This window comes from Armatimonadota bacterium (assembly GCA_016223145.1).
GTDB lineage: Bacteria > Armatimonadota > Fimbriimonadia > Fimbriimonadales > Fimbriimonadaceae > Nitrosymbiomonas.
On the sequence record JACRPN010000014.1, the window covers coordinates 319,054 to 336,406 of the forward strand.

The window sequence follows — 17,353 nt, forward strand, 5'->3', positions numbered from 1 at the left end:
CGGTGGCGGTCCAACAAGCCATGAGAGCCCTTCGTGTTGTTTCGGTGTTTCTATTTGCGGTGGCTGCGGCGGTGGCGCTAGGCCAGCAGAAGCTGACGCTCCTTGAGCAAAGCCTGGAGATCCTGCGAGCGGAGCAGATTCAAAAGGAGGTCAAGGTCACCCCGAGCCAAATGAAAGCGATCGAGGATGCCTTTGGCCGCTATCGTAAGGCCCTTCAGGAGGCAATCGAGAAGAACAAGGCCACCAAGAATGTCGCTGCGGTGAAGGCCGTCGATGCCGCGCAGTTGACGCGCCTGCGAAACTTCATCATCGACACGCTTGATAGACCCCAGAAAGACCGGCTGCGGCAGCTTTGGGTGCAGTTCGTGGGGGTGCCGATCCTGATTCAGGAGGAAGCCGCTTCTGAGGTCGGCCTGACGCCTGCGCAAGTATCCAAACTCAAATCCGTGTACACCCAGTTTCAAAAGGAGGGCGCCAAGGTCACGGAAGTCCGGATGAAGGAGCTTCGCGCGATCCCGCAGCCGAAGAACCCCAAGGACAAGAAGGCGGTCGAGGCGTACCAGAAGAAGGTTCAGGCTCTCGTGAAAAAGTATGGCCCCGGCGATCGGAAACTCTTTGAAGCGGCGAAGAAAAAGACCGAAACCCAGATGCTGGCTGTGCTGACTCCGGCCCAGAAGACCAAATACACAGCAATGCAAGGGAAGAAGTACGCCTTTCCCGACACGATGCAGAAAAAGCCGAAGTAGGGTGGAATGGGCCCTAAGGGCCGACCCCCTTTGGCGAAGGCCGAAGCGCTGGAGCCCAGGGCGGGTTGTCGGCCGAGCCCTGAAAGGGCGACGCTCCGGCCATCTACAGGGAGTCCAACCTCTCCGCAAACTCTGCCAGCGCCTCATCAAGCGGTCTCATCGACTGAATTCCTGCCTGCTGCAGCTTCAAGCTTGACAGGCAGCTATACGCCGGCCGTGCAGCGGGGGCAGGGAAGTCGCTGGTCTTCGCCGTCTCTAGTTGAGGCGGCTCCTTTCCATCTCGCGCAGCTACGATTTGCAGCAGCCTCTCCGCCCACTCCAACCTGGACACACACTCCGGGCCCGCGGCATGATAGACCCCTCCCGGCACATCGCGCTCCATCAGGGTGCAAAGCGTCCGCGCAAGGTCGAGCGTGTAGGTCGGCGTACCCCATTGGTCGTCCACGACCCGAAGCGCCCGTCCCTCCCGAAACGCCTTCAGGATCGTCCTGGGAAAGCTCAGACCGTGAGGACCGTAGAGCCAAGCCGTCCTCACGATGAGAGCGCCCGGCAGCCTTTCGAGAATAGCGTGCTCTCCTTCGAGCTTGGTCTGCCCATAGAGACCCAGCGGCCCTGTGACGTCACCTTCCACATAAGGCACGCGTTTCGCTCCATCGAAAACAAAGTCGGTTGAGAGGTGGATAAGACGCATCCCGCCCATCCGGCAGACCTCGGCAAGGTAGCCCGGGCCCAGTGCGTTGATCCTGCGGGCGGCGTCAGGCTCGCTTTCCGCCCGGTCCACAGCGGTATAGGCGGCGCAGTTGACGCACCAGGCGCATCCTTCGGCCAGGTCCGATGCGACGACTTTGGCGACCGAACCGGGGTCTGCGATGTCCAGTTCGGCAACGTCCGTCGCCACGGCCTCCGCGCCTCGCTCCGCCAGGGCCATTTGCAGGTCGCGGCCCAACATGCCCGCCGCGCCCGTAACCAGGACTTTCATCCCGTTACGGATACCCGTTCTCGGCTCGACATATCTTCTGCAAGCCTCAATTGGCCGCGGAATGTTCCGAAACGGTAACGGCAACCCCGGGAACACGTCCTTTCCATAGTAAAGTAATGGTGAGCGTGGCACGACGTGGTGTCCGCTCCGGAGGAGTTCATTCGATGAAGATCTTTCGCATGGCAATCGTAGCAATGGCGCTCCTGTCGTTTTCCGGCTTGGCCCTTTCCCAGGGTGGCCTCGGAAAGAAGGAGAGAGGAAACAGTTCTGGCGGTTCGTCGTCCGGCGGCTCGCAGAACGAACGAAGCCGTCCGCCGGCAAAGGAGGACCCTCCTCGAAGGGAGTCTCCGCCGGTGCGCGACTCGCCTCCGCCTTCTCAGCGCGAAAGGCCTCCAGTGCGCGAATCCGCGCCTCCCCCGACTCAAAGGGAGCGGCCCCCAGTGCGCGAATCCACGCCTCCCCCAACCCAACGAGAGAGGCCTCCGATCCGCGAGAACAACCCTCCGCCAACCGAGCGTGAGCGTCCGCCCATTCGGGAAACCGTGCCTCCGCCATCGCAGCGCGAACGGCCCCCGATTCGGGAAAACATCCCTCCCGACCCTGGCCAAGGATCGCTTGGCAAGGGCCGTGGCAACGGCAATTCTGGAGGCAGCTCCGGCGGCAACCAGGGACGCAACGATCCGCCCGCACGGAATTCCGGCGGCAACGATCGCAACTCTGGAGGCAACGACAGAAATAGCGGCGACCAGAATCGGCCGCCTCTTGGCCGAATTGACAACCCTCAACGCGGCGGCAACGACCGCATTGGCGGCGGAAACTCCGAGATCAACGGCGTTCGCCGAGAGGGCCAGGGCGCGCTGGGCCGCAGCCGGCCGGGAGACAAGCCTTACGGCACCAACAACAACCAGCGCGGGCAATCGCGAGACCGCTCGCCGATCAACATCGGCAAGGCTCCGACCAGCGTTCTCGGCGGAACGCTCGAGCATCAAGTTCGTCGGGAAGACCGGACCCGAGAGATCCACAACCGAGGCTATCGCGTCGGCTACTGGGGCTACTCGAACGGGTGGAACGATGACCTGTTCTGCTTCCGAAACTACGTCTTCGATCCCTACAGCAACTACCGTTGCGTGGCGTCGCCTTGGTACTACTATCCGCACCTTCCGGGATACCTAAATTACTCCTGCGTTCGGGTGATTCAGATCAACTTCGGACCCTTCCACTGGGTGGACTACCGCTGGACCCGCCCCTACGGCTACAACGGCGGATACGGCTACAACGACTATTCGAACCGCTACTCCGAACTCGACTATGCGGTCGACGACATTGAAAGAGCCTTTGAGCGCAATGATGAGCGGGCCCTCGGGCGCGTCATGCCCCGCCGAGGTGACGTTAACATCTGGGCGGACGGACGATACCAGTACACCATCACTGCCGACGCCTACTATGACCTGATGGAGGACAACGTTTTCTCCACACAGACGAAGCAGTACGAGATCATTTCGGTCAGAACCTCAAGAGGTTCTGCAGAGGTGCAGGCGCGGCACACCTATCTCGACCCTTGGGATCGCCGAGTGACCGTGTATCACTGGTATCGCCTTGAGCGCGAGCGCGACGGCTACGTCGTCCGCGACTTCGGTACCAGCGACGGCCGCTGGTAGTCTCTCGGACCTTGGCCCGGGGACGGTACCTGCCGTCGCCGGGCCTCTTGGCTCTGGGGTAGCTATGAGGGTAGGTCGGCGATCTCCAAGCTGTCCAAGCGCTCCATCGTCAATGCGATGATGCCTGCCGTATCCAGGCCCGGCTTGTGAACCGGCCATCCAGCCATTGCTTTCAGCTGCTTGCGCCACTTCCGGCTAACGGAGCCCTTTTCAGACTCTGATGCTGGCCGATACTCCCATGGAAGCTCCAGAACCTCCTGCAAGGACAGTACCGGCCGCAGGTCCCGCAGCATCACGATCGCCCGGCGGAACCGTTCGAGCATCTGCCGGTAGGTTCGCTCGGGGTAGGGTTCCACCAAGACCGGTGCGCTGGGTGTCTGCCCGCCAAAGAAACCCACGTCCCAAAACTGCTTGTGCCGGATGCGCGTCGGGTGGCCGATGAACACCTCGATCCAAGGGGTTCGCGCCGAACGCACCCTCGCAAGCGCCCGCTCCATGGCCGCCTGAAACCGTCCCTCGTCTTCGTAGTTGCCTTCACCGATCCCGATGCCTCCGGGAAAGGCACGCGTCCCGGCGAAGCGATAGGGCCGTCCAAAGCGAGGCGACGGAAGCGCGTAGACGTAAGCTGGAATCCCCAGATCGCGAAGACCGCCGGCGACCTGGGGCCCCCACGTGTTGCCCGCTCCTCCCCAGAACACGGGCGACTTGCCAAAGGCGGACCGGAAGGCCTCGAGCCCGGGCGCGGTGTCTGACACAAACGTCTGGCACCCCTCCTCCCAGCCCCGGTGTTCGAGCAGTTCCATCGTGGTGGGGTGGTAAGAATGGGTGTTGGTGTGAAGCCCAAAAGCGTGGGGCCTGAGCGCCGAGAGCACGTCGAGCCGCCCGAGCCGGTGCAGCCGCCGGACCTTCTCGCCGGTGATACACAGCGAGCCGGTGGCCCCTTCCTCGGTGAGGATGCGGGCGCAATCCAGAGCCGCGTCGTCGGAAGCTTGGTTGATGGGGTCCTCGACGTCCATGAGGAGGCTGATCCAGCGCGCCATAGGACCCGATTCGAGAATCCGGGTAGCTTGTCCTTTCGAATGGCCCGAGAACCCCGACCCACGTTCGACAGCCTGACCCTGGCAGCCGTGACCGCAGAGCTCCAGGTGCTTGTTGGCGCCCGGGTGCAGAAGGTCGTACAGCCCAACGAAACGACGATCGTCATCGAGACCTATGATTCCGGGTCAAAACGCAATCTGTTGATTTGCTGGCATCCGGATCTCTACCGGGTTCACCTTGCATCTGCATTGCCCAGATCCGCTGGACCACTCGGCGGCTTTGCCCTTTCGGTTCGGCAATCGCTGGACGGGTCCGATCTGGAAGACGCGAGCCAAGTCGGCTTTGACCGCATCCTTCGGCTCGCATTTCGCAAGGGAGATAAGACGCAGACTTTGGTCTTGGAGCTGATGGGAAAGCACACCAACGTGGTCCTTATCGGTCCTGACGGCAACGTCACGACGGCAGCCAAGCAATTGGGCCCGTCGAAGTCGGTTCGGCCCGTCTTGCCTGGAAAATCCTACGCCTCTCCACCCTCAAGCTTCAGGCGCAAGCCCTGGGAAGCCGAGACTTACGAGGAGCTCCGAAAAGCTGAAGGGGCTTCACCCTATTTGTTGGCCAGTGTCGGTGCGGAAGGGGAAACTGAAGGAACACTTTCTGCCGATAGCCGAAAGCGCCTCGTCCAGATCCGCGAAGCCGTGGCGAGCGGCAGCTTTCGGCCCTATGAAAGCGAGACGAGTGGCGTTTACCCCTTGCCGCTTGGCAAGCTTGCGGAGACTGGGAAGCCGGCCGAATCGCTGTCGTTGTCCCTGGAGCGCCACTATGCCTTGCTCGCGGGGTCGCTCGAGGTCCATCGGCTGCGATCCACCCTGGAGGGTCAGCTCAAACGGGTCGAGACAGCACGGCGCAGGGCGATCACTTCTTTGGAGGTGGCCCTCGAACATGGTGATCGGGCCGTCCAGGATCAGCTCTGCGGCGAGCTCATCCTGGCCTATCAGCATCAGATCGTTGCGGGAGACTCTTCGTTTGAGACTCAAGATTACGAAGGGAATCGTGTGTCGATGCCGCTCGATCCTGACCTGGGCGCCGTTGAAAATGCCCAGAAGTACTTCCGGCGTGCCAAGAAGAGCCGCCTGAAAGGTCCCGAAATGGCGGTGAGACTTGCCAAATTGCAGGCCGACCTTGCCGTCATCGACGAGACGCTGAACGCAGTTCGAGCGGCGACCGAGGCCTCAAGCCTAGCAAAGCTAGAAGCGGAAGCGCGCAGGCGCGGGTGGCTGCATACCGCCTCGATCCAGGAGAAGGAGGATAGGCCGTTTCAGGGCTACAAGATCCGAGAAGTTCTGGCCCCATCGGGCCACAAGGTCCTCTTCGGCGAAAACGCTACTTCGAACGACTATTTGACTACCAAGGTAGCCAAGCCCAATGACTGGTGGCTGCATGTCCGTGGAGCGCCGTCGGCCCACGTTGTCGTGCGGACCGACAACCAACCGGATCGGGTCCCTCGGACGACCCTTGAGTTCGCGGCGGTCCTGGCGGCGAAGCAGAGCGCCGCCAAGCATTCGTCGCTCGTGGCTGTGGACTACACGCTCAAGAAATACGTGCGAAAGCCGCGGGGCGCGGCGCCGGGCTCGGTGCTCATCGAACGCGAAAGGACCTTGCATGTGAGCCCTTAGGGAACTTTTGAGAATGGTGTAGCCCGGGCGTCCCGCCTGGGTGATCAATGTTCAGCGACTGGAGTCTCCGAGCGCCGGAACACTGTTTTTCAACATTCCCCGCAGGGGCAAGCCGGATTGTGATCGCCGTGATCCGAAACGGGCCGAATCCTATGGGCGTAGAAACCTATGGCAAGGTGCCGCAGGGGGAGCCGCAAGGCTGAGAGTCCCACCCGATGGGAGACCCCAGGAACCTGATCCGGTTCGTACCGGCGTAGGGATTGCGGAAGCAGCCTCGATAGGGTCTCTCCTAACAGGACTGCCGGAGCAATCGCGACGGCAGTCCTTGCCGCTTTAGGAGAACGAAAATGAACCCAATCAGGCGAGCGTTCACACTCATCGAGCTGTTGGTCGTCATCGCGATCATCGCCATCTTGGCCGCAATCCTGTTTCCCGTGTTTGCCCAGGCCAAAGCGGCTGCCAAGCGCGTGGTCTGCATGAACGGCGCAAGACAGAGCGGCCTGGCGCTAAAGATGTACTTGAGCGATTATGACGATCAAATGCCGATCTACTATGCCTACAACAGCCAGCCGCCGGCCTGGCAGGATGGCCACAAAGGCATCGAGGTGGCGCTGTATCCTTATGTGAAGAACCGCGAAGTCTTCAAGAGCCCCTTTGATGTTGGCGGACCCTTTACAGACGTCGACGTTCCAGGGGCGGGCTCCTATGCCAACGCCTACGGAACGTCCTACCGGTACACCCAATGCCTCTTCACAATGGTGGCGGGCGAATCGTCCGGCAACAACACGCCCTACACCTTCAGCCGTTCGGTGAGCGAAACGCAGATCGAGTATCCAGCCGAGACCCGCGCTATGCGTCTTGAGATGATGGCGTTCTTCAGCCGAAAGGACGATCCTGGCTGCGCGCGCTTCGGCTACGACTGCGACCCGCCATATAACTACTTCAGGATGTGGGACCCGGTCGGAGGGAGGGTCGTGTTTGTGGATGGCCACGCCAAATCCCTCGTCTCGGCGGGTCAATTCGACAAAACGAGGGTCGACGCGCACGGCCACTTTTCTGGGGAAGCTGACCCTACCTCCTGGAGCGGCACGTGGTACGGGACGTGTGACTAGGGAAAGGGACAAAGGGACGAGGTCCGAGGTCCGAGGTCTCAGGTCCAAGGGTCTGCATGAGGTGATCGGGAGCATCCCTCGCCCTTCGCCCTTTACACTTCGCCTCAGTCACTGAAGGTCCGCCGCATAGAGGGGAATCTGGTCGGGGCGACAGGATTCGAACCTGCGACCTGATGCTCCCAAAGCATCCGCGCTACCAAGCTGCGCCACGCCCCGGCCAGTTTTTGTCGAAGGCCCCCACCCAAGGTGCGACCTTCCCGATCGTCGGGACGCGCTACCAAGCTGCGCCACGCCCCGGCCAGTTTTTGTCGAAGGCCCCCACCCAAGGTGCGACCTTCCCGATCGTCGGGACGCGCTACCAAGCTGCGCCACGCCCCGACAGAGGAGTCCAAGATACCCGACGAGCGAATTACGGCGCGGGTTCTTTCTGAGAGGCTTTAGGCCACTTCCGCCGCTTTGCGAAAGGCTTGATCGAGGTCTGCCGTCAGATCCTTGGGATCTTCCAGACCAAGATAAAGCCGCACGATCCACCCGACTTCAGGATCGGGAAACGCCTCGGCGGGGATCATGACCACCAGGCTCTCGAACCCGCCCCAACTCACACCCAGCTTGAAGATCTCCAAGCTCTCCACAAACCGCTTGATCGGCGCCTGGGTCTGCCATTTGGGCCGGAAGGAGAGCAGGCTGCTCGAACCGCGCATCTGCTTCTCGAAGAGGGCGCGCTGCGGGTGCCATGGCGCCCCCGCATGGTGCACCAGCTCCACTTCGGGGCGATCCTGCAGCCACTGGGCGATCGCGTTCCCGGTCTGCTCCTGGTGCTTCAACCTAATGGAAAGCGTCCGCAGGCCGCGCAGAAGCAGCCAAGCCTGAAACGGGCCCAACGCCGCGCCAAACAGCGAGAACTCACGCTTCAGGAACGAGTCGTAACGATCTTCAGAGAGGCAAACCACACCTGCAGTGAGGTCGCTGTGACCGGCGAGGTACTTCGTGGCGCTGTGGACCACCATATCGACTCCCCACTGGGTAGGTGTCTGAAAGACTGGCGTGCTGTAGGAGTTGTCGAAGATGGTGGTAATCCCCTTTTCCCGACAGACCTTGGTGATGGCTTCGAGGTCTTGCAGGCGGAAGAGCACGCTCGCGGGGGATTCCAGATAGACTGCTGTGGTCTCCGGCTTGAGGGCATCGAGCACCGTAGCGGGGTCTCGCCCATCGACGAAGCTCGCCGTGATCCCAAAACGGCTCATGTATTCGGCAAGGAACTGACGTGTCGGCCCGTAGCATGTATCGATCGCGACCACGTGGGCGCCCGGTTCCAGAACGCTCATGAGCGCCGACGTGATAGCCGCCATGCCACTTGAGAAGACCTTGCATCGGTCCGATCGCTCGAGCCTGGCGATCTTCTGCTCGGCGGCGTCCAGGGTGGGGTTGGTCACGCGGCTGTACTGATAGCGTGGTGCGTCCGGGTTCTGCTGCATGGCCCCCATGAAAGCCTCGTAGGTGTCGAAGCTGAAAAGGGAAGACTGAAAGATGGGCGGGGTGACCGCGCCATAGGGCTGCCCGTCCTCGCCGAAGTGCTGCAGGTCGGTATCGAATCCGGCGAGATAGGGCTCTCGGTGCATATCGAGCTTAGGTTTTAGCAGAATCACCCTGGTGTCTGCTGACAGGTCCCGATCTTTCAGCTCCACTAATGGGTTTCTGGTATAATCCTCGCTTCCCGGAGTTCCACCTTATGAGCAATATGCTGCCCTCGCCAGACAAGCTGAACAACGAAGAGTACGGAAAATATGCGTTGAGCAATCTGGCCGCCAAGCGCGCCAAGCAGATCAAGGAGGGAGCGCCCCCGCTCGTCGCCGTGGACTCCATGCACCCCCTGACGATCGCGCTGGCTGAGATCGCAGCAGGCAAGATCAAACCGATCATGCAAGCTGTGGAAGAGCCGCAGATGATCGAGACCGGCGACTTTGAGCGAATCTCCGAGGAGCCGCTGCCCGCCGAGCTCGGAATGCTGCTTCCCGCGCTCGACGAATCCACCGACGCCGCCCTCATCGAGACGCTTGGCGTAGACGAAGAGCACGACACCGAAGGCGATCACGAAGGGGAGACCACGGACGTCTTGTCCCTTTCCGACCTCGTGACGGAAGAGGACGACGTCGTCGAAGAAGCCCCCGTGGTTGGAGAGGACGACACGCTCTCGCTCTCGGATATCGCTGAGCAGGAAACCAGCCTCGAAGGCGAAGACGCCGAGGAATAGGGCCTGCCACGCGCCTCCTCGACCTAGCGTAGGGACAGGAAGAGCTATCCTATGCGTGATCCATACGAGGTACTTGGAGTCTCAAGGGAGGCTTCGCCCGACGAATTGAAGTCGGCTTATCGCCGACTTGCACGTCGCTACCACCCGGACGTCAATCCCGGCGACCACGAGGCTGAAGAGAAGTTCAAGGAGATCGGTCAAGCCTATTCCGTCCTTTCAGACCCTGACAAGCGTGCGCGATTCGACCGCTTTGGGACCGTCGACGAACCCCAAGGCGGAGTCCATTTCGAGGGCGGATTTCAAGACCTCTTCGACATGTTCTTTGGCGGCGGCGACATGGGCGGCCGCGCCCGCCGGAACGGAGACCGCGACGGAGACGACGTTCGGGCAGACGTGGAGATCACCCTTCACGAGGTCATCACGGGCGTCGAAAAGGAAGTGCGCTATGGTCGACACATGCGCTGCCAAGAATGCGGTGGCAACGGGAGCGAAGGGGGATCGCCGCCCCAGCGGTGCACCAAATGCAACGGCCAAGGGGTTGTGGTGCAAGTTCGCCAGACCTTTATAGGCTCGATGCGAACCTCGGTCACTTGTGGTACGTGTGGTGGCGCGGGAGTGGTCGTAACGAACCCGTGCAAGTCCTGCCACGGGCAGGGCCTCCAGGTGGAGGAAACGGTGACGACGGTCAAGATTCCACCGGGCGTGGGTGATGGGCTGACGGTCCATGCGCCCGGGCAGGGAAGCCACGGCCTGGGACGTGGACGCTCCGGCGACCTGTATGTCGTGCTTCACGTGACGCCGGATCCCCGCTTCGAGCGAAGCGGCGGCAACCTGATCACAAGCATCTCCTTGACCTTTGCCCAGGCAACCCTCGGAGACGAAATCTCTGTGGAAGGGGTGGACGCCGACTATGATGTCGAGATTCCAAGAGGCACGCAGCCAGGCTCCGTGCTCAAAATCGAGGGCGCAGGGCTTCCCCCGCTTCATGGAGGGCGTCGCGGCGACCTGTTGCTCCAGGTCCAGGTTGAAGTCCCAACCCAATTGACCGAAGCACAGGAGTCGCTTGTGAGGCAGTTCGCCGAACTCCGGGGCGAGGATGAACCGAAGGGTAGCGGCGGCGGGCTCCTGGGCGGGCTTTTCGGCAAGGGCAAGCGCAAGTGAACGGCACGGTCTGGATCGAGGTCCGCGCCACCTTTCCCGAGGCGCCAGAGGATTGGTCCCCTCTTGCCGACGCCTTCGACAGGCATGGGTGTCCTGGCTCCTTGATAGGCGAACGGCCGCCCTCGATCAGCGGGTACCTCGTGGACGTTCCGGCGGCGCGCGCTAAGGTCGAGGAGCTGCGTGCGGAGCTGCTCCGATTGGGCGCTGCCTCGGTTGAGACACAAGAGGTGCCGGAAGAGGATTGGGCGGAGTCCTGGCGCAAGTTCTTCAAGCCGAGGAGAATAGGGAAGCGGTTTGTGATCCGGCCGACCTGGGAAGAGTTCGAGGCAGGGCCAGACGATTTGGAGATCGTTCTCGATCCTGGACAGGCCTTTGGCACCGGCGACCATCCGACGACTCGGCTGTGCCTCGAGTTGATGGAGGAAGCCTTCGAAGCTCGCCGTCCGGATTCCGTGCTCGATCTGGGCTGCGGGAGCGGCATCTTGAGCATCGGCGCCTCTTTGCTCGGCGCGAGAGATGTTCTTGGCGTGGACATCGAGGCTGTCAGCGTCGAGGTCGCGAGACAGAACGCGGAATTGAACGGCGTCCAGGTCGAGTTCCTTTGCGCCGATGGATTTGCCGACGCGAAGCTACACGGCCCGTTCGATCTGGTTGTCAGCAACATCATCAGCGCCACCTTGATCCGGCTCGCCCCGAAAGTCGCCCAGCGACAGGCTTCTGGTGGCGTCTGGATCGTGTCCGGGATCATCCGTCAGAACTGGGAGGACGTCCAAAAGGCTGCGGCAAGAGCGGGCTACGAGCTGAAATCGGAGAGGTTTGAGGATGACTGGGTGGCTGCAGCGTTGGTGAGGTGTGGCCCCTGAAAGGCTCTATCACTACGGTTCGGTCCGGCAATCTTCGCACCCTCGACAGCCCCTGAAGGGGACTGTTGACAAATGCTGAGGTGGCCCTCGGAGGGTACAGTCGCCGGCCAAAATCACCCAGGCGGGACGCATGGGCTACACCTGTCTCAACAATCGCCGAAGGGGTGCAAGGGGAAGAGCCGCGGGTTTGCCCCCCCCCATAGGGCTTAACGTGTGAGATTAGGGCCGCGCTGACGCCAGCGCCAACCCCATGTCACGGAACTTCTTCTGCCTATCCGCATGGAGCTCCTCGGGAGAGAGCTTCTCCAGCTCCGCCAGATGTCTGGCGATCGCTTCCTTGACGGTTTGTGCCGCCTCTCCGGGGTTGCGGTGGGCGCCTCCCAGAGGTTCGGGGAGGATTTCGTCGATCAGCCCGAGGCGATCGGCGTCCTTGGCGGTAAGTCTAAGCGCCTGGGCCGCTTGGGGGCCCTTTTCCGGGTCGCGCCAGAGGATCGCTGCGCAACCTTCCGGCGGGATCACGCTATAGATCGCGTGCTCAAGCATCAGGACCCTGTTCCCGCAGGCGATGCCAATGGCGCCACCGCTCCCGCCCTCGCCGATCACTACCGACACAACAGGAACCCGTAGCCCAAACATGGCCAGCATCGCGGCGGCAATGGCTTCGGAAATCCCGCGCTGTTCGCTCGCGACGCCAGGATCGGCCGCCGGAGTATCCACGAACGTCACTACGGGCAGGCCGAATCGGTCCGCCATCTCCATGAGCCGGATCGCTTTACGGTAGCCCTCTGGCTTGGCCATCCCGAAGTTCCGATAGACTCGCTCAGTGGCGTTTCTGCCCTTCTGATGGCCAAGGACCATGACCGGCCGCCCGTCCATGAGCGCCGGACCCCCGATAATGGCGTTGTCCACGTTCCCACAGCGATCGCCTTGCAACTCTACGAAATTCGAGAAGATCTGGCCGATGTAGTCGAGGGAGTAGGGCCTAGCATCGGCCCGAGCCACCAAAACCTCTTCCCACGGGCCGAGATGGGCATAGAGGTGATTGGTGAACTGCTCCAGCGCCCCTTCATACTCTCGAATCTGGGCTTCGAGCGCATCGCGCGCTTCCTTTGTTGGCGCAGCGGGCAGCTTTTGCCGAAGCTTCTCGATGCCGGCTTCCAGCTCGACAACCGGCTTGGGTTTCTCCCACTCTTTCCAAGTCTTAGGCTGCACGGCGGCCTCCCATCAGCATCTGGACCAGCAGGATGAGAGTGCTGCGCATCTCGCGGCGCTTGACGATGCGGTCCACCATGCCGCTTCTGAAGCAGAACTCGGCCTTCTGGAAATCGTCGGGCACCTTCTGCACTTGCGCCTGCGCACTGACCCTGGCGCCGGCGAACCCAACGAGCGCGCCAGGCTCGGAGAGGATGACGTCGGCGATGCTTGCATAGCTGGCCAGCACTCCAGCCATGGTCGGGTCGGTGAATACGGAGATGAAGGGAAGCCGCGCCTCGCGGAGCTGATCGACGGCAGCCGTGGTGCGCGCCATCTGCATCAGGGAGAGCAGCCCCTCTTGCATCCTGGCCCCGCCGGAGGCGCCAAAGACGATCACGGGGCACGCGTTCTCGATCGCTCGCTCGAAGATGCGCACCACCTTTTCCCCGTTGACGCTGCCCATCGAACCGCCCATGAAAGAGAAATCGGAAACGCCGACGCTCACCTTGTGGCCCCCGAGCGCCGCGATTCCGGCGACCATACTGTCGTTCCGGCCGGTCTTCTGCACGGCGATTGCGAGCTTTTCGGCGTACTCAGGGAAGCCCAGTGGATCGCCCGAGGTCAGCTCCGCATCCGTTTCGACAAAGCTTCCCGGGTCAAACGTGGCCTCGATTCGCTGCTGGGTGGTCAGGCGATGGTGGTGGCCACAGTGGGGGCACACTCTGAGCGCCTGCTCAAACTCTAGGGAGAAGAGGATCTTCTTGCAGCCCGCGCATTGCAGAAACGCATCCATCGGAAGGGAATACGAGGATACCCGCCGGTATGTCGCGCCGGGAACCTGGGTTTTCCCCAAGGAGGCTTGCTAAAGTGAAGCACACCCAGCGGCCGCAAGCGTCCTAATGCTTATGCCCATCCACGATGGCGACAGGATCTTTGGTGTCGAGACTGAGTTCGGCTGCCTCGCCGCCGATACCCTGGGCTCATCCGAAGACGCCGTCGAACTCATCAAGGACTGCATTTTCTATGACCTCAAACAAGGCGCCCTCGACTTGCACTCGCGCGACGAGGTCTTTGAGCCCGCCCAATGCGGCGGTTTCCTGCTGAATGGGGGACGGCTCTACATTGACGCCGTAGGCTCTCACCTGGAGTACGCGACCGCCGAATGCCGCAGCCTGCAGGACCTGATCGCCAACGATCGCGCGGGCCAGCGCCTGATCGTCTCGGCCATCGAGCACCTTGGGATGAGCGACGAGATCGACGTCTACAACAACTCCGTGGACCACTTCGGCGGCCACACCTTTGGGTGCCACGAGAACTACCTCGTGCGTGCCGATGGCGACCTGCTCAACGATTCTGCTTCGCTCCTCTACCCGTTTCTGGTCACGCGCCAAATCTACGCCGGCGTCGGCAGAGTAGGCGGGCATATCCTGACCGGCGGCCTTCGGCCCAACTACCAGGAGGTCATGGAAAACCCGATCGACTACATCTGGGTGAGCCAGGTGTACGGTGTCATCGAGGACAACTCCGTGCCTTTCCAACTCAGCCAGCGCGCCGACCACATCCTCAAGACCATCGCCAGCCGGGTCCGATTCAACCGCGCCCTGATCAACCCGAAATGGGAGCATTTCTACAGTCACGACGGCATGACAAGGCTGCATCTGCTGTTTGGAGAGAGCAACCAGAACGAATATGCCTATGCCTTGAAGGTCGGGACGACGTGCCTGGTGCTCGACCTCATCGAAGACGGCCTTGCCCCCGAAATGGCGCTCAGCAATCCGCTGACGGCGCTGCGAGAGGTCAGCCGCGATCAGTCCTACCGATGGCAGGTCGAGCTTGAAGACGGCCGCACCATTTCCTCGGTGGACCTTCATCGGGCGTATCTGAAGGCCGCTCAGCGCTATCGCGGAAGGAGCCCGCAGACCGATTGGATCCTCGGAGAATGGGAGAGCACACTCGACGCTTTGGAGCAGGACCCGCTCGCCCTTGCCGACAAGCTCGACTGGGTGGCCAAGAAGAAAGTGGTCGAAGAGTACATCCGGTCGGAACTCGAGCAGAGTCCTTCGCCCACACAGAGGCTCATAGACATTCGAGAGTCAAAGCATGCAGGCGACGACGCGCTTCATTCGGTGGACCTGGAGTACCACAACATCGATCCGGCGAAGGGGCTCTTCTTTGGGCTTCAGCAGATGGGCGAGACAGAGCGAGCGGTAACCGACCTGGCCATCGTGGACGCCATGACCGAGCCGCCTCAAGACACCCGCGCCCTGGGCCGCTCCCAACTCGTGCGCGAGGTCCTGAAAGCCAGGGGACCCAAGTACTACATGTTCGATTGGAGCGGGGTCGCGATCGATAGGAACACCTACATCGAAATGCCCGATCCTTATGAGACCTATGCCAGGAAATAGGGCTTGGCGTATGGGCGGGCAGGGGGAGAATTGCAGGTACCCAGGGACGAATGGACTGTAGCCGCAGGTCTTTAGCCTGCGACACCAAATCAGGGAACTACCACTTGACGTCTACCCGTCCGAGCCGATCCGGTCCCGCATCTTCTTCAGGTTCACCTTTGCGGCCTCGTCATCGGGAGTGATCTTGAGCAGGGCTTCCCAAACCCTCGCCGCATCCTTGAAGCGGCCCAGCTTCTCATAGGAGTGGGCAAGCGTTCGATAGGTGTTCGGATGGGGTGCTGGCGTGGCGGCCAGCGTGGGCTCGAGGATCGCAGGCACCTTAGCGAAGTTCTTCTTCATGTAGTGGTAGTTCGCTTCCGGCCACGCAGCGTCGGGGCTCTTCGAATTGTGCTTGCGAAAATCCACGTAGACGCTCAGCGCCGCATCCCATTCATGGACGTTCTCAAGCATCCATCCCAGGTTCGTGGCAGCCTCGTAGTCATCTGGAAAGAGCTGGTGCATCATCTTCAGGTTCTGGATGCACCGGGGAAAGTCGCCGTCCTCGTACCATTGGTCCGATTGGTGGGTCATCCGGTTATAGATGCCCTCCCAGACCTGCTTCATTCGATCGGTCTGCTGGCCCGGGCTTGCGGCTGCAGACGTGAGCAGCGCGAACAGGGCGAACGCCTGCACAAGTCCTCTCATCAGGAAGCTTGTGCGTTTGGGAGTGGCGGACTGGAGGGGTGGCTCTTGAGGGGTTGGATGGTTCATTCGCTCTCTATCAGACGCCGCATTTCGCTTTGCACGATCTGCGGATTGGCTCGCCCTTGGCTTAGCTTCATGACCTGGCCGATCAGGAACCCCAGAACTCCGGTTTGCCCGTCCTTGACCTTTTGGACGTTCTCGCGATTGCTTATGATCACTTCTCGGCAGAGTTTCTCGATTTCGGCAGGGTCGGTGAGCTGGACAAGCCCGGATTCACGCACGATGCGGTCCGGTGAATCGCCTGTCTCAAAGACCTTCCGGAAGACGTCCTTCGCCATCTTGCCGCTGATCTGGCCAGAAGCGATCAGCTTCGTCAACTCGACGAGATGATGGGGCGTGACGTTTGAATCGCGGGCTTCCAGCCCATCGGCGTTGAGGAACATGGCCAGTTCGGCGTTCATCCAGTTGCAGACTGCCTTGGGATCGCCCCCTAAGGCCACGGCCTCCTCGAAGAACGCGGCCCAGTCCTTTTCAGGAACGAGCAGCCCCGCGTCGTAGTCGGAGAGCCCAAAGGCCTCCTGGAAGCGGCGGCTCTTGGCTAGCGGGAGCTCCGGCAGGGCCAGTCTCAGCTCCTCGATGTCCTGTCCCTCGAGGCGCATGGGTGGAAGGTCTGGGTCAGGGAAGTAGCGATAATCGGCCTCCCCCTCTTTGACGCGCTGCGAAAAGCTCTCCAGGCGGCTCTCGTTCCACCCCCGCGTCTCCTGACGCACCTTGCCGCCCGAATCCAGAATGCCGGCCTGCCTTTCCGCTTCATGTTCGACCCCAAGCTGCACGGCGCGGAAACTGTTGAGGTTCTTTAGCTCCGTTTTGGTTCCGTAGTCGGCGGAATCCGCCTGTCGGATGCTTATGTTGGGCTCGCAGCGCATGGAGCCCTCTTCAAGGCGGCAGTCGCTGACGTCCAGGTACCGGAGAATCGCCCTGAGCTGGACCAGATACTCCTTGGCCTCCTCCGCAGTAGTGATGTCTGGCGGAAAATCGGTGACGATCTCCATCAAGGGAACGCCGGACCGATTGTAGTCCACCCCCGACCTGCCGCCAGGAAGGTGGATCAGCTTGCCGGTGTCCTCTTCCAGATGGACGCGCCGGATATGCACTTTCTTGAGGCCGCTTTTCGCTGGAATCTCCAGGTATCCGTCAAACCCGATCGGGTTGGTCTCGCCGTACTGGCTGATCTGGTAGCCCTTGGGAAGGTCGGGATAGAAGTAGTTCTTGCGGTGAAACTCGGAGCCGTGAATTTCTGTGCCTGAGGCGACATCGACCTCCAGCGGGTTCTCAGCGATCTTGCAGTTGAGCGCCAGAGCGGTCTGGATCACCTTGCGGACGGCCTCGCGGTTGGCAACGGGCAAAGCGCCAGGCAGGCCGAGGCAGACCGGGCAAACGCGGGTATTGGGCGCGCCGGCGAAGGCCACCTCGCATCGGCAGAACATCTTCGATCGCGTGTTCAGTTCGACGTGGACCTCCATCCCCACGCTGACGACCCAGTCGGACATGGGATCCATTGTACTTGCCGGCCCAGGGTCCAAAGGAAA

Annotated in this window: 15 protein-coding genes, 1 tRNA gene and 1 riboswitch; of the genes, 8 read left to right on the plus strand and 8 right to left on the minus strand. The window is 61.5% G+C overall.

The genetic code is table 11. The features are described 5' to 3' along the window. Window positions 1-20: 20 nt before the first annotated feature. Window positions 21-746, plus strand: a complete 726-nt coding sequence (locus HZC36_13980; protein MBI5708086.1) for a hypothetical protein — start codon at window positions 21-23, stop codon at window positions 744-746. A gap of 103 nt (window positions 747-849) precedes the next feature. Here HZC36_13980 and rfbD read toward each other — a convergent pair whose 3' ends face one another. After that, window positions 850-1,725, minus strand: a complete 876-nt coding sequence (gene rfbD, locus HZC36_13985) for a dTDP-4-dehydrorhamnose reductase (protein ID MBI5708087.1) — start codon at window positions 1,723-1,725, stop codon at window positions 850-852. Window positions 1,726-2,267: 542 nt separating this feature from the next. Here rfbD and HZC36_13990 point away from each other — a divergent pair. Next, a complete protein-coding gene (locus tag HZC36_13990) occupies window positions 2,268-3,383 on the plus strand; it encodes a hypothetical protein (GenBank protein MBI5708088.1) in 1,116 nt (371 codons plus the stop codon). 62 nt (window positions 3,384-3,445) lie between these two features. Here HZC36_13990 and HZC36_13995 read toward each other — a convergent pair whose 3' ends face one another. Further along, complete coding sequence (locus HZC36_13995) at window positions 3,446-4,423, minus strand: hypothetical protein (protein MBI5708089.1); 978 nt, start codon at window positions 4,421-4,423, stop codon at window positions 3,446-3,448. A 39-nt stretch (window positions 4,424-4,462) separates the two neighbouring features. Between HZC36_13995 and HZC36_14000 the strand changes: the two genes are divergently transcribed. Next, window positions 4,463-6,094: an NFACT family protein gene (locus HZC36_14000; protein ID MBI5708090.1), complete on the plus strand. Its 1,632-nt coding sequence runs from the start codon at window positions 4,463-4,465 to the stop codon at window positions 6,092-6,094. A 174-nt stretch (window positions 6,095-6,268) separates the two neighbouring features. Next, a riboswitch (TPP riboswitch) is annotated at window positions 6,269-6,372 on the plus strand. Window positions 6,373-6,441: 69 nt separating this feature from the next. Continuing rightward, window positions 6,442-7,206, plus strand: coding sequence for a prepilin-type N-terminal cleavage/methylation domain-containing protein (locus HZC36_14005; GenBank protein ID MBI5708091.1), 765 nt, complete (start codon window positions 6,442-6,444; stop codon window positions 7,204-7,206). A gap of 139 nt (window positions 7,207-7,345) precedes the next feature. On the opposite strand, the gene HZC36_14010 is transcribed toward HZC36_14005, so the two are convergent. Further along, a tRNA-Pro gene (locus HZC36_14010) sits at window positions 7,346-7,422 on the minus strand. 221 nt (window positions 7,423-7,643) lie between these two features. Next, a complete protein-coding gene (locus HZC36_14015) occupies window positions 7,644-8,825 on the minus strand; it encodes an aminotransferase class I/II-fold pyridoxal phosphate-dependent enzyme (protein ID MBI5708092.1) in 1,182 nt (393 codons plus the stop codon). A 119-nt stretch (window positions 8,826-8,944) separates the two neighbouring features. Between HZC36_14015 and rpoZ the strand changes: the two genes are divergently transcribed. From rpoZ to prmA, 3 genes are read left to right on the plus strand one after another with little or no spacing between them, the layout of a single operon-like run. Further along, entirely contained in the window at window positions 8,945-9,457 is a 513-nt protein-coding gene (gene rpoZ, locus HZC36_14020; protein MBI5708093.1) for a DNA-directed RNA polymerase subunit omega, read from the plus strand. Between the two features lie 51 nt (window positions 9,458-9,508). Continuing rightward, entirely contained in the window at window positions 9,509-10,618 is a 1,110-nt protein-coding gene (gene dnaJ / locus HZC36_14025) for a molecular chaperone DnaJ (protein MBI5708094.1), read from the plus strand. Beyond that, on the plus strand, window positions 10,615-11,481 hold the full coding sequence (prmA, locus tag HZC36_14030; protein MBI5708095.1) for a 50S ribosomal protein L11 methyltransferase: 867 nt from the start codon (window positions 10,615-10,617) through the stop codon (window positions 11,479-11,481). The genes dnaJ and prmA overlap by 4 nt, the downstream gene beginning before the upstream one ends. A gap of 219 nt (window positions 11,482-11,700) precedes the next feature. Here prmA and HZC36_14035 read toward each other — a convergent pair whose 3' ends face one another. Beyond that, the gene (locus tag HZC36_14035; protein MBI5708096.1) at window positions 11,701-12,693 is read right to left on the minus strand and encodes an acetyl-CoA carboxylase carboxyltransferase subunit alpha; all 993 of its coding nucleotides are present in this window, start codon (window positions 12,691-12,693) and stop codon (window positions 11,701-11,703) included. Then, window positions 12,683-13,468 carry an acetyl-CoA carboxylase carboxyl transferase subunit beta gene (locus HZC36_14040; protein ID MBI5708097.1) on the minus strand — a complete coding sequence of 262 codons (786 nt, stop codon included), beginning with the start codon at window positions 13,466-13,468 and terminating at the stop codon, window positions 12,683-12,685. Before HZC36_14040 ends, HZC36_14035 begins: the two co-directional genes overlap by 11 nt. Window positions 13,469-13,580: 112 nt before the next feature. Between HZC36_14040 and HZC36_14045 the strand changes: the two genes are divergently transcribed. Next, window positions 13,581-15,080 (plus strand): proteasome accessory factor PafA2 family protein, encoded by a 1,500-nt coding sequence (locus tag HZC36_14045; GenBank protein ID MBI5708098.1) that lies wholly within the window; start codon window positions 13,581-13,583, stop codon window positions 15,078-15,080. A 111-nt stretch (window positions 15,081-15,191) separates the two neighbouring features. On the opposite strand, the gene HZC36_14050 is transcribed toward HZC36_14045, so the two are convergent. After that, entirely contained in the window at window positions 15,192-15,764 is a 573-nt protein-coding gene (locus HZC36_14050; protein MBI5708099.1) for a tetratricopeptide repeat protein, read from the minus strand. 62 nt (window positions 15,765-15,826) lie between these two features. Then, a complete protein-coding gene (gatB, locus tag HZC36_14055) occupies window positions 15,827-17,314 on the minus strand; it encodes an Asp-tRNA(Asn)/Glu-tRNA(Gln) amidotransferase subunit GatB (protein ID MBI5708100.1) in 1,488 nt (495 codons plus the stop codon). Window positions 17,315-17,353 lie beyond the last annotated feature (39 nt).